We start from the raw sequence: 13,440 nt of genomic DNA on the forward strand, positions 1-13,440 counted from the left end.
AGCCCGCGCCCTGCGCGGGCTTTGTCATTCCATAGGGTGGGTCTTGACCCACCATGGGCTCGACGCTCGCCAAGCGCCTTGCGCCGATGCGCCGCTTCACGCCTCGCGCCATGTGCCATGCGCCAACCAAGCAAACACCGGGGCCAGGGTCGTGGTTCGGTGGGTCAAGACCCACCCTATGGCGGTGCTTCGCCGCTTTGGACGCGACGCGAGTGCCGGGCACGCGCCGAGGCGCGAATCGAACCCGCGATTTCATAGGGTGGGTCTTGACCCACCATGGGCTCGACGCTGGCCTTGTTCCGATGCGCCATGCGCCAAGCGCCAACCGTCGATGCGCCGCTTCGCGCCACACACCAACCAGGCGAACACCGGGGCGAGGGTCGAGGGCCGGTGGGTCAAGACCCACCCTATGGCGGTGCTTCGCCGATTTGGACGCGACGCGAGTGCCGGGCACGCGCCAAGGCGCGAATCGAACCCGCGATTTCATAGGGTGGGTCTTGACCCACCCAATGGGCCTCGCCTCGGCCTAGGCCAACAGCCGCTCCAGCATCTCGCCGCAGTCGCGCGACAGGCTCTGTGCGGCGAGCCCGCGCAGGCCCGCTCCGATCAGTTCGCGACGGCCGGCGTCGAAGCGCTGCCAGGCTTCCAGCGATCCCAGCAGGCGCGCCGCGACCTGCGGATTGAGCGCGTCGATCTTCGGCAGCTGGGCGAACAGCAGGGCATAGCCGGCGCCATCCGCGCGGTGGAACGCGGCCGGGTTGCTGCGCGCGAAGCTGCCGAGCAGGGCCCGCACGCGGTTGGGATTGCGCGGGTTCCAATGCGGGCTGGAGAGCAGGTCCAGCACATCGTCGAGCGCGGCCGGCTGCGGCCGCGTGGCGACCGCGGCGATCCACTTGTCGTTGAGCAGCAGATCCTCACCCACGCGCTGCTGGAAGGCGTCAAGCGCCGAGTCCGCCTGCGCCGCAACGACGTGGATCAGCGCAGTCAGCGCCGCGAGCCGATCGGTCAGGGTGCCGGCGCCTTCAAACTGCGTGAATGCACGCTGGCCGTCGGCCTCGACCAGGCCAAGGTAGTGCAGGCAGGTGTTCTTCAAGCGCCGCGCGGCGGCGGAGCTGGCCTCCAGCGCATCCGGCAACTGCACGCTGAGCGCCGTGTAGCGCTGCGCCAGCAGGGCCGCATGGTCGTGGGCGAGCTTGAGCCGCAGGGCGCGGCGGGTGCCGAGCAGGCCGTCGATATCGACCTGCGGGCGCGCGTTCACCAGCACCTCGAACTCGGGCAGCTGCCAGCACAGGGCGACGAAACTCGGGTCGACGCTTTCATCGGCCAGCAGTGCGCCCAGCGCTTCGCTGAGCGCCTGCGCATGCGCAGCGGACGCGTCGAGCAGGGCGGTCTGCGCCAGCTGCTGCAGAGCGTCCCAACGGCACAGCGGGTCGCGCTCGATGCGCGCCAGCCGGGCCAGCTCGGCGGGGCTGTAGTCGAAGCGCAGACGCACCGGCGCCGACAGGCCCTGCAGAAAGCTCAGCAGCGGCGGCGCGTCGAGGTCTTCGAAGACCACCGTGTGCTGCTCGGCGCTGAGCTCGATCAGGCCCGGGCGTGCGATGGCGTCACCGCCGGGCAGCGCTTCGATCGGCGCGTCGTCGGCGCCGTACAGGGCGTAGGCCAGAGGAATGTGCAGCGGCTGCTTGTCGGCCTGGTCCGGCGTTGGCGCGGTGTGCTGGCGTATCTGCAGCGTGCAGCGCCGCGTGCGTGCATCGAAGCGCGCTTCGATCTGCACTTCCGGCGTGCCGCTCTGTGCGTACCAGCGCTCGAACTGCACGAGATCGCGGCCGCTGGCTTCGCGCATCGCCTCCAGAAAGGCATCGACGCTGGCGGCCTTGCCGTCCCAGCGCGCGAAATACAGATCGCAGCCGCGGCGGAAGGTCTCCTCGCCGAGCAGGGTGTGCAGCATGCGCACCACCTCGGCGCCCTTCTCGTAGACGGTGGCGGTGTAGAAGTTGTTGATCTCGCGGTAGCTGTCGGGCCGCACCGGATGCGCCAGCGCGCCTGCGTCCTCGGGGAACTGGCGCATGCGCAGCATGCGCACGTCCTCGATGCGCTTGACCGCGCGCGAGCGCAGGTCGGCGGTGAACTCCTGGTCGCGGAACACGGTGAAACCTTCCTTCAGCGACAGCTGGAACCAGTCGCGCACGGTGACGCGGTTGCCGCTCCAGTTGTGGAAGTACTCGTGTCCGATCACCGATTCCACCGCCTCGAAATCGGCGTCGGTGGCGCTGTCGATGTCAGCCAGGATGTAGCGCGCGTTGAAGATGTTGAGACCCTTGTTCTCCATCGCGCCCATGGTGAAATCCTGGGCGGCGACGATGTTGAACACGTCGAGGTCATAGCAGCGGCCGAAGCGCTGCTCGTCCCAGCGCATCGCCCGCAGGGTGGCGCCCAGCGCGTACTCGCAGCGCGGGGCGAAGCCGGGCTCGGCCCAGACATTGACCTCGACGTGGCGGCCCTCGCTGGTGATGTAGGGCGCGGAGACGCGCTCCATGCGGCCGGCAGCAATCGCGAACAGGTAGCAGGGCTTGGGATGCGGGTCCTGCCAGCGCGTGTAGTGGCGGCCGCGGTCGAGTTCACCGCTGCCGGCGGGATTGCCGTTGGCCAGCAGCACCGGATAGCGCGCGCGCTCGGCGCGCAGCTCGACCGCATACACGCTGAGCACATCGGGCCGATCGATGAAGAACGTGATGCGACGAAAGCCTTCGGCCTCGCACTGGGTCAGCAGCAGCGCGCCGCTGGTGTACAGGCCTTCGAGCGCGGTGTTGGCGGACGGTGCGATGGCTACCCGGCTGCGCAGCACGCAGGGCTGACGCAGTCCCTCGATACGCAGGCGATGGCCGTCGTAGTGGTAGTCGCCGGACTCAAGCCGACGGCCGTCCAGCTCCAGCCATTCGAGTTCAAGACCTTCGCCGTCCAGCTCCAGCGGCTCGCCGCGGCGGCTGCGCTCGGGCTCCAGAAACAGCTCGCTCTCGACGAGGGTGCGCTCGGCATCGAGCTCGAAGACCAGGCCGATGCGCGGAATGCGCCAGGCCGGCGGGCGGTAGTCGTGGCGGTGGATGAGCGGAGACTCGGACATGGCGAAGGGAGAGTGGAATTGATGGCGTAGCATGCCGCCACCGACGCGCTCCGGCGAGCTGCGAAGGTCATGTCGGGCGCCCGTGTGGGCGCATGCCGGCGCTGCTACGACCAAAGTCGAAGGAGGGTGCGCATGTATCAGCTGCACGGACGCGAGGGCTGGGGCTCGGCCCTGATCGAGGCGCAGCTGGCGTGGTACGGCCTGCCGTACCGGTTCGAGCGCGTGGGCGACCTGCTGGCCGATGCCGCCGCGCGCGAGGCGCTGGCCAGGCTCAATCCGCTGGCCCAGGTGCCGACGCTGGTCACCGCCGGTGGCGAGGTGCTGGCGGAGAGCCTGGCGATCACGCTCTGGTTGGCCGAGACCAACGACAGCGAGGATTGGGTGCCGCTGCCGCGCGAGCGCTGCCGCGGCCGCTTTCTGCGCTGGCTGACCTTCTGCGTGTCGACGCTCTACCCCACCTTCACCTACGCCGACATCCCCGCGCGCTTCGTGCCGATGACCGAGGCGCAGCCGGGCTTCCTTGCCTGCATCGAGGACTGGCGCAACCGCGGCTGGGCCATGATGGAGAACGAAGCCAGCGGGCCCTGGTTCCTCGGCGAGCGGATGAGCGCGATCGACCTCTACATCGCCGTGATGAGCCGCTGGGAACCGCGCCGACCCTGGTTCGCCCAGCATGCCCCGAAGCTTCACGCCATCGCCGCGGCCATCGATGCGCTGCCGCCGCTCGACGCGGTGATGGCGCGCAATTTTCCGGCGAAGGCTTGAGAGCGGGGATTGGGTATTGGGGATTCGGGATTCGGGATTCGCAGAGGGGCCGCGGCTACCGCGAGGCACTGTCCCTGCTCTTTGTGGACACTCTCTTTCAAGTCAAGCCTCCTCGGCGGTGTATAGGTGAGCGCGCGACCCGCAAGCTGGGTGCAGGCCGCAGGCTGCGTGCAGAGCGTTGGCTGCTGTTGAGCCCCTCTCCCCCCGAGGGAGAGGGGTTGGGGAGAGGGGGCACACTCGCGGCAAGATCGCCCCCTCTCCCCCGGCCCCTCTCCCTGCAGGGGAGAGGGGAGCAAAGCACTGAATCGGCGCACGGCGGGCCACAAGGGCCGTCCTTCGAGCAAGAGCCCTCAAAGGCGTCGCGTGCCTCGGACTTGCGCATCGAGGCTCCAATTGCGCCACCATCGCTGCACGCTTAGCGCACGCTGCCCCACTCAATTCACTGTGACCATGAACCCCGCCACCACCGTTCCCATCCTTGACGACATCCGCGCCGCCGCCGCGCGCATCGCCCCGCATGCGCAGGTCACCCCGGTGCTGCGCTCCGGCTCGCTGGACCGCATCGCCGGCTGCCGCCTGCACTTCAAGTGCGAGAACTTCCAGCGCATCGGCGCCTTCAAGTTCCGCGGCGCGGCGAACGCGGTGTTCGGGCTCAGCGAGGCGCAGGCGGCCCGCGGCGTGCTGACCCAGAGCAGCGGCAACCATGGCGCGGCGATCGCGCTGGCCTGCCGCTTGCGCGGCATCCCCGCCCGCGTCGTGGTGCCGCGCTCGGCGCCGAAGATCAAGCTCGCCGCGATCCGCGACTTCGGCGCCGAGATCATTCCCTGCGACACCCATCAGGCTGCGCGCGACGCCGCCATGGCCGAGGTGCTGGCGCAGACCGGCGCCGAGGTCGTGCACCCCTACAACGATGCGCGGGTGATCGCGGGGCAGGGCACCGCCACGCTGGAGCTGCTGCACAGCGTGCCGAGCCTGGACACCGTGCTGGCGCCGGTCAGCGGCGGCGGCCTGCTCTCGGGCACGGCCATCGCCGCGCAGTCGCTCAAGCCCGGCATCCGCGTGTTCGGTGCCGAACCCGAACAGGCCTGCGACGCGCACGACTCGCTGAAGTCCGGCCAGCGCATCACCGGCCGCATCGCCGACACGATCTGCGACGGCCTGCGCGCGGAACTCGGCCCACTCACCTTCGGCATCCTGCGCGAGCGCCTCGACGACATCCTGCTGGCCTCCGAGGCCGAGATCATCGCCGCCATGCGCCTGATCTGGGAGCGGCTGAAGATCGTCATCGAGCCGAGCTGCGCGGTGCCGCTGGCGGTGATCCTGAAGAATCCCGCGCTGTTCGCCGAACGCGAGGTCGGGGTGATCCTGTCGGGCGGCAATGTGGATCTGGACGCCTTGCCCTGGTAGCCCGCGTCGCGCGATGCGTGGCGCTGCGCGATGCCCGCCGCCGGGCATTGGCTTGCATCGCGCGATGCATAGGGTGGGTCTTGACCCACCGTAGTCCTGCACTCGCCTCGGTTCTGCGATCGACGAATGTCACGCTTTGCATCCGCCGAAACAGATCGGCGTGTGAGCCTGCGCCAGCTAGCCCGGCGTGCGTCGATCCGCCAGGCCCAGCTCCCGCTGAAGCGCATCACCCACATCGCAGTAGCTGCTCTTGCTGTGCCAGCTGCGTGACTCCTCGAAGTAGAGCGAAGGCCTCCCTGGAACGCCCTCCGCATTGCGGTGCAGCGTGAACTCACGGAATCGCACTGGGAGCTCCTCGAAATAGGACTCATGCAGCTCCCGCTCCGCGACTACGACCACTGGCCCTGACTCCGGGGCGACCGTCAGACGGAAATCACGCAGCACGCAGTCCGCACCCTCGTTTGTTCTTAGCGAGGCGGATTCACCGTCCTGCATAAAGAACGGAACGAGCTGCTGCTTCTCTGCGGACTCCGATGAGCTTGCGCTGTGCACGAACAGGACATCGAAACCGTGCGCATTGAAGTTCTCACGGCGCAGCAAGGTCGTGCGCAGGCCGAGTTCAGTCGCGGCGCCGCGCACTTTGTGGGTCCCGTACGACAGGCGGAGGGTTTCGCCGCGTTCTTCCGCCGAAGCAAATGCCGACGCGGTGGTGCCTGCGATCATCAGCAGGAACTGAATCCATCGGCCAAGAGTGAAAGCAGGAAGTACGAAGCCGCAGGGCCCATCTTTCATAAACGTCACTCCTGAAGAACGCCGACGCCTGGCTGGCTCAACTGCTCGGATCCCGCCAATGGCTGCAGAGATCGGGCGGGCGCCCGCCTCGCGCGCAGGGTAACGCGGCGAGGAACGCCCCCCCAACCAACGACCCTCACCCCCTCGCCACCCCACGGCCATACTCCGCGCCACCCCATCGGCAAAGGACGCTTCATGGCCCCCTCGATCTTGAGCCGCGCGCTGCGCGCTTCGCTGGTACTCGCGGGCTTCGCCGCGGCTGCGCAGGCCAGCGCGGAGACAAAGCTGCTGCGCTTTCCTGACGTGCACGGCGAGCGTGTCGCCTTCGTCTACGCCGGCGACATCTACATCGCCTCGACGGCAGGCGGACTCGCCCAGCGACTGACCTCGCATGCCGGCCGCGAGCTGTATCCGAAGTTCAGCCCGGACGGCACGCAGATCGCGTTCTCGGCCGAGTACAACGGCACCCGCCAGGTCTTCGTGATGCCGGCCGCCGGCGGCGAGCCGCGGCAGCTGACCTGGTACAACGATGTCGGCTTGATGCCGCCGCGTGGCGGCACCGACAACCGCGTGCTCGACTGGACGCCCGACGGTCAGCACATCGTGGTGCGCATGAATCGCGTGCCTTTTGATGAGCGCAGCGGCCGGCCGTATCTCGTGCCGGTGGCCGGCGGCATGGAGCAGCCGCTGGCGATTCCCGAAAGCGGCGGCGGCATGTTGAGCCCGGACGGCACGCAGTTCGTCTACACGCCGATCGACCGCGACTTCCGCAGCTGGAAGCGCTACCGCGGCGGCCGCGCGCAGGAGGTCTGGAGCTATGACCTCGTCAACAACACTTCGCAGCAGCTGACCAATCACCCGGCCACCGACCACCAGCCGATGTGGATCGGCGACACGATCTACTTCGTCTCCGATCGCAACACCACGCTCAACCTGTTCGCGATGCCGGCCAGCGGCGGCGAGCCGCGGCAGCTCACGCAGTTCACCGACTTCGACATCCTCTGGCCCAGCGCCGGGCCGGACAGCCTGGTGTTCGAGAACGGCGGCGCGCTCTGGCAGTTCCTGCCGGCCACCGGCGAGACCCGGCAGATTCCGATCACGGTGCGCGCGGATTTCCCCGAAACCCAGCCGCGCTTTGTCGATGCGTCGAAGAACATCGAGAGCTTCGACTTGAGTCACGACGGGAAGCGCGCCCTGTTCGGCGCGCGTGGCGAGGTCTTCAGCGTGCCGGCCAAGCACGGCGAGGCGCGCAATCTCACGCGCACGCCCGATGCCCGCGAGCACAGCGTCAGCTGGTCGCCGGACGGCCGCTTCGTCGCCTATCTGTCCGATGCCTCGGGCGAGTACGAGCTGTACGTGCAGGCCCAGGACGGCAGCAGCCCGGCGCGGCGCGTCACCACCGACGGCGACATCTGGCGCTTCGCGCCGAGCTGGTCGCCCGATGGACGCCACTTCGTCTATGGCGACAAGCGCCAGCGTCTGCGCCTCGTCAACGCCGAGACCGGCGCGACCACCGAGATCGACAGCTCGGTGCAGGAGGACATCACCGAGTACAGCTGGGCGCCCGACAGCCGCTTCATCGCCTACGTCAAGACCGGCAGCAGCCGCAACGGCTCGATCTGGCTGTACAGCCTGGACAGTTCCGCCACGCAGCAGTTGACGCCGGACGAGACCAGCGAGTTCGCGCCGGTGTTCGACCCGGAAGGCCGCTACCTGTACTTCCTGTCGAACCGCGACTTCAACCTCGCGTTCTCAGCCTACGAGTTCAACTACCTCTACCAGAACGCCACCCGCGTCTACGCCGCGCCGCTGGCCGCCGATGGCCCGGTGCTGTACGCGCCGAAGAGCGATGAGGTCGCGCCGCGCGCGGCGGCTGAAAGCGCGCCGGACAAGGGCGGCGACAAGGCCGAGCCCAAGCGTCTGCGCATCGACGTGCCCGGCTTCAATCAGCGCGTGGTCGCGCTGAAGGCGCCGGCGGGCAGCTACCAGGGCTTGGCCGCGAACGCGCAAGGCGTGTTCTTCGTCGCCAGCAGCGGCCAGGGCCCCGGCGAGCTGCGCTATCTCGGCCTCGACGACGAGCAGCCCAAGACCGTCGCCGGCCAGATCACGGGCTACGCGCTGGCGGGCGGCGGTGGCCATCTGCTGCTGCGTCGAGGCGAGCGCTTCGCCATCGTCGAGGCCAAGCCCGAGGTCGACTTCGAGGCCGGCGCGCTCAAGCTCGACGGCCTGCAGCTGCGCGTCGATCCCAAGCGCGAGTGGGCCCAGCACTACGTCGACGCGTGGCGCATCCTGCGCGACTGGTTCTACGACCCCGGCATGCACGGCCAGGACTGGGTGGCGATTCGCGACCGCTACGCGGCCCTGCTGCCGCATGTGGCCAGTCGCGCCGACCTCGACTATCTGCTGAGCGAACTGGCCGGCGAGACCAATGCCGGCCACGTCTACGTGGAGCGCGGCGACGAGCCGCAGGTGCCGCGTCGCGCCGGGGGCCTGCTGGGCGCGGAGCTGCGCGCGCATGAAAGCGGTTACTTCCAGGTCGGACGGATTTTTGCCGGAGAGAACTGGAATCCGGCCCTGCGCAGCCCGCTGACCGAGGCGCATGCCACCGTACGCGAGGGTGAGTTCATCCTCGCCATCGACAACGTCAGCACGCGCGAAGTGGCCAACGTTTACCAGCTGCTGGAAGGCAAGGGCGACGCGGTGGTGAGCCTGCGCGTCAATGCGCGGCCGGAGGACGCCGGCGCGCGCACCGTGCGCGTGCAGACCCTGACCCGCGAGCAGCCCCTGCGCTACAAGGACTGGGTCGATGCGCGGCGTCGCCTCGCCGCGGAGCTGTCCGGCGGTCGCGTCGGCTACATCCACCTGCCGAACACGGCGGTGGAGGGCAACCGCGAGCTGCATCGCGGCATGCTGGCCTATGCGCACATGGACGCGCTGATCATCGACGACCGCTACAACGGCGGCGGCTTCATTCCCGACCGCATGATCGAACTGCTGTCGCGCCAGCCCCTGAACTTCTGGAAGCAGCGCGGGCTTCAGCCCAACCCGACCCCCCTGCTGCACCACGCGGGGCCCAAGGCGATGCTGGCCAACGGGCTGTCGAGCTCGGGCGGCGACGCCTTGCCCTACTACTTCCGCAAGATGGGCCTGGGCCCGATCATCGGCACCCGCACCTGGGGTGGCCTGATCGGCATCAGCGGCAACCCGCGCCTGGCGGATGGCGGTGCGATTCTCGCTGCGACCTTCCGCTTCATGGACACCGAGGGCCGCTGGGCGGTGGAGGACGAGGGCGTGGCGCCCGACATCGAGGTCATCGATCGCCCCGAGGCGATCGCTGCCGGCCGTGACCCGAGCCTGGAGCGTGCGGTCGACGAGCTGCTGCGCGCGCTGGAAGCCAACCCGCCGAAGCGCATCGAGGCACCGCCGGCGCCGACGCAGTTTCCGCGGCTGTGATCGCCGCGTACGCGGGCGCCGTTCATGCGCCCGCGCGTGCCGCAGAGGGTGGCGGTGTTTGGGCGCGTCGCTGCGTCCTGCGCGCGACGTTGGGCCGCGCTGCGCTTGGCCCAACCTACCCGGGGGCTCGCGGTGCCTGTGTAGGTTGGGCCAAGCGCAGCGCGGCCCAACGGGGTGCCTGCGACAGGCCCGAGTGCTCGCGGTGCCTGTGTAGGTTGGGCCAAGCGCAGCGCGGCCCAACGGGGTGCTTGCGACAGGCCCGAGTGCTCGCGGTGCCTGTGTAGGTTGGGCCAAGCGCAGCGCGGCCCAACAGGATGCTTGCGACACGCGCGAGACAGCGCACGTCAGTCTCCCCTGAGGCCGCCGCTCGGCGTCCACCGGGGTGATGCGGTCCATCGCGCCCGCCACCCTGTGCCAACTGGCAGGTCAGTCGGCGTACGCCGCGTGGCTATGATCGTGCTCCCTTTCCACGGATACGGAGCGGCGCATGCGTCTGCCTTCCACCAAACCGCTGGCGGTGGCGCTTCTCAGCGCTCTGCTTGGCGTATCGCTCGTCGCCTGCACGCCCGCCGAGCGCGTGCGCGGCGATGTCGCTGCTTCGTCCGCGAAGACCGAGATCGCGCTGCCGGTCGACATTCCCTACGAGACCTTCACCCTGCCGAACGGCCTGCGCGTGGTCGTGCACACCGACCGCAAGGCGCCGATCGTCGCGGTCAACGTCTGGTACCACGTCGGCAGCAAGGACGAGCCGGCCGGCAAGACCGGCTTCGCCCATCTGTTCGAGCACCTGATGTTCCAGGGCTCGGAAAACTACAAGGGCGAGTTCTTCGAGCCCTTCGAGCAGGTCGGCGCCACCGGCCAGAACGGCACCACCAACACCGACCGCACCAACTATTTCCAGAACGTGCCGACTACCGCGCTCGACATGGCGCTGTGGATGGAGTCGGACCGCATGGGCCACTTCCTCGGCGCCATCGACCAGGCGCTGCTCGACGAGCAGCGCGGCGTGGTGCAGAACGAGAAGCGCCAGGGCGAGAACCAGCCCTACGGCCAGGCCTGGGAGCGCCTGTCCAAGGCCATGTATCCCGAAGGCCACCCCTACAGCTGGAGCGTGATCGGCTCGATGGCCGATCTCAATGCCGCCACCCTGGACGACGTGCGCAACTGGTTCCGCACCTGGTACGGCCCGAACAACGCGGTGCTGGTGCTGGCCGGCGACATCGACGTCGAGACCGCGCGCGAGAAGGTCACGCGCTACTTCGGCGACATCCCGCCCGGCCCGGTCACCACCCAGCCCAAGGTCGACGTCGCCAAGCGCGAGGCCTCGACCCGCGAAGTGCTGCCCGATCGCGTGCCCCAGGTGCGCGTCTACCGCGCCTGGAACGTGGCCGAGGCCACCGACGCCGACGCCGATCGCCTGCAGCTGGTCTCGCAGCTGCTGGGCGGCAGCAGCACCTCGCGCCTGGACCGTCGCCTGGTCCACACCGACAAGCTGGCCGACAGCGCGTCGAGCTTCCTGCTCGGCGGCCAGCTCGGCAGCCGCCTGCTCGTGTTCGTCGACGTCAAGCAGGGCGTTGAGCCGGAGACCGTGGAGCGCGTGCTCGACGAGGAGATCGCGCGGCTGCTGAACGAAGGCATCAGCGACGAGGAGCTGGCGCAGGCCCGCACCGTGTTCGAGGCCAGCTTCATCCGCGGCATCGAGCGCGTCGGCGGCTTTGGCGGCAAGTCCGACGTGCTGGCCCAGTGCACCGTCTACACCGGCAACCCCGGCTGCTTCCGCGACGAGATGCGCACGATCCTGGCGGCCACCCCGTCCGAGCTGCAGGCCACCGCCCAGCGCTGGCTGTCCAGCGGCGACCACACCCTGGTGGTGGTGCCGGGCCAGCGCCCGCCCTCGCCGCCGGATGTGCGCAGCATCGAGGCCGGCGAGGAAGCCGTCGCCCTGGTCGAGCCGACGCCCGCCCCGGGCCTGGGCGCACTCGATGCAGGCGTCGACCGTTCGACCGGGGTGCCGCAGACCACCGAGTTCCCCAAGCTGAGCTTTCCCGCGCTGGAGCGCGCGACGCTGTCCAACGGCGTGCAGGTGGTGCTGGCGCAGCGCCATGACGTGCCGGTGGTGCAGCTCAGCATCGAGTTCCGCGGCGGCTACACCCTGGACCAGGGCCGCACCCTGGGCACCGCCGGCTTCACCATGGGCATGCTCGACGAAGGCGCCGGCGATCTCGATGCGCTGGCCTTCGGCGCGCGCGCCGAATCGCTGGGCGCCAGCATCGGCGCCGGCGCCGGTCTCGACGGCGCCAGCGTCTCGCTGTCGGCGCTGCGCGTGAACCTTGATCCCTCGCTGGATCTGCTGGCGGACACCCTGCTGCGTCCGCGCTTCGACGCCGCTGACATCGAGCGCGTGCGGCAGAGCTGGATCGCCGCCATTCGCCAGGAGAAGGCGCGGCCCAACTCCATCCCGCTGCGCATCCTGCCGCCGGTGCTGTTCGGTGAAGGCCATCCCTATGCCATCCCCTTCAGCGGCACCGGCACCGAGGATTCGATCGCCGCACTGAGCCGCGAGGAGCTGCTGGCGTTCCACCGAGATCAGACCCACCCGGGCCTGGCGACCATCGTCGCGGTCGGCGCCATCACGCTCGATGAGCTGATGCCGCTGCTGGAGAAGCACTTCGCCGAGTGGAAGGCCGACGGCCCCGCACCCGCGGTGCCCACGCTCGCCACCGTGGCATTGCCGCAGGGCCAGCGCGTGTTCCTGGTCGATCAGCCCGGCGCGATCCAGGCCAACATCCTCGCCGGCCAGCTGGTGGCACCCACCCAGGATCCGCGCTCGATCGAGTTCGACGTCGCCAACGGCGTGCTCGGCGGCACCTTCTCCTCGCGCCTCAACATGAATCTGCGCGAGGACAAGAGCTGGTCCTACGGCAGCTACAGCTTCGTGCCGGCGGCACTCGGGCAGCGCCCCTGGATCGTCTCGGCCCCAGTGCAGATCGACCGCACGGTCGATTCGATCGCCGAGATCAAGCGCGAGCTGCGCGAGTTCACCGGCGCGCGACCGGCCAGCGCCGAAGAAGTCGAGAAGATCAAGGCCCGCAACGTGCGCGCGATGCCTGGCTCGTTCGAGAGCGCGGGCGCGGTGCTCGGCCAAGTCAGCGGCATCCTGCGCTACAAGCGCCCGGACGACTGGCCGCTGCAGTACCAGACCCTGCAGGAAGCGATGACCCTGGACCAGGTCCGCAGCGCCGCCGGCGTGATCCAGCCGGACGCCCTGACCTGGGTGATCGTCGGCGACTTGAGCAAGATCGAACAGCCGGTGCGCGAACTGTTTGGCGCGTCGGTGCCGGTGCAGGTGCTGGATGCGGACGGGGAACTCGTGAAGTGACGGCTCGCGGCTGAGCTGTTCCGCAGAGTGCTTGAAACGCAAACGCCGCCGCAGAGATCCGGCGGCGTTTGTTTTTTGCGCATGTCTGCCAGGGCGAGATGTTTCGCGCTCAGCAGAGCGATGCCGTGAGAGCGCGAGACAAGGAATTCGTAAAGGGCAGCGAGGGGGCGTTGCCACGCTAAGCGAGCCTAGGCCCAAGACCCGCTCCAAGCTCCGCGTTTGCCCTGGGCTGCCCGCTCGGGCGCTCCCACGACGGCCAGATCGTTTGGATCCCTGCGCCGACGTTGCGGCCACGATGGCCCACCGTGCGTTGGGGTCATGTCGGAACCGACACTGCGAAAGCGCCGGTTGAAGTCGGGCTCCGGCTCACGCGTTCTGCGCCGCGCCCAGATATGCCAGCCATGACGTAGACGGCGGGTACGTCCAATGCCACAGGCGTCCTCTCGCCTTGACAGGGCCCTTGTCCGCTGGTCAAGTCGCGCGCTCGCTCTCGCGCCAGCTCAACGTCCCGCGCGTGTTTCAC

General features: G+C 69.0%; 6 protein-coding genes. 4 read left to right on the top strand and 2 right to left on the bottom strand.

The window, feature by feature from the left end; translation table 11 throughout:
- Positions 1-526: 526 nt before the first annotated feature.
- Positions 527-3,121, bottom strand: coding sequence for an aminopeptidase N (gene pepN / locus H4O13_16775; protein ID MBE5317049.1), 2,595 nt, complete (start codon positions 3,119-3,121; stop codon positions 527-529).
- Between the two features lie 132 nt (positions 3,122-3,253).
- Here pepN and H4O13_16780 point away from each other — a divergent pair, with 132 nt between their 5' ends.
- On the top strand, positions 3,254-3,886 hold the full coding sequence (locus tag H4O13_16780; protein MBE5317050.1) for a glutathione S-transferase family protein: 633 nt from the start codon (positions 3,254-3,256) through the stop codon (positions 3,884-3,886).
- A 450-nt stretch (positions 3,887-4,336) separates the two neighbouring features.
- On the top strand, positions 4,337-5,293 hold the full coding sequence (locus H4O13_16785; GenBank protein MBE5317051.1) for a pyridoxal-phosphate dependent enzyme: 957 nt from the start codon (positions 4,337-4,339) through the stop codon (positions 5,291-5,293).
- A gap of 177 nt (positions 5,294-5,470) precedes the next feature.
- Here the strand turns inward: H4O13_16785 and H4O13_16790 are convergent, their stop codons facing one another.
- Positions 5,471-6,016, bottom strand: coding sequence for a hypothetical protein (locus H4O13_16790; protein MBE5317052.1), 546 nt, complete (start codon positions 6,014-6,016; stop codon positions 5,471-5,473).
- A gap of 264 nt (positions 6,017-6,280) precedes the next feature.
- Between H4O13_16790 and H4O13_16795 the strand changes: the two genes are divergently transcribed.
- The gene (locus tag H4O13_16795) at positions 6,281-9,538 is read left to right on the top strand and encodes a PD40 domain-containing protein (GenBank protein ID MBE5317053.1); all 3,258 of its coding nucleotides are present in this window, start codon (positions 6,281-6,283) and stop codon (positions 9,536-9,538) included.
- A gap of 487 nt (positions 9,539-10,025) precedes the next feature.
- Positions 10,026-12,917, top strand: coding sequence for an insulinase family protein (locus H4O13_16800; GenBank protein MBE5317054.1), 2,892 nt, complete (start codon positions 10,026-10,028; stop codon positions 12,915-12,917).
- The last annotated feature ends 523 nt before the right edge of the window (positions 12,918-13,440 follow it).

The sequence above is a fragment of the Lysobacterales bacterium genome (genome assembly GCA_014946745.1).
Classification (GTDB): domain Bacteria; phylum Pseudomonadota; class Gammaproteobacteria; order Xanthomonadales; family Xanthomonadaceae; genus Aquimonas.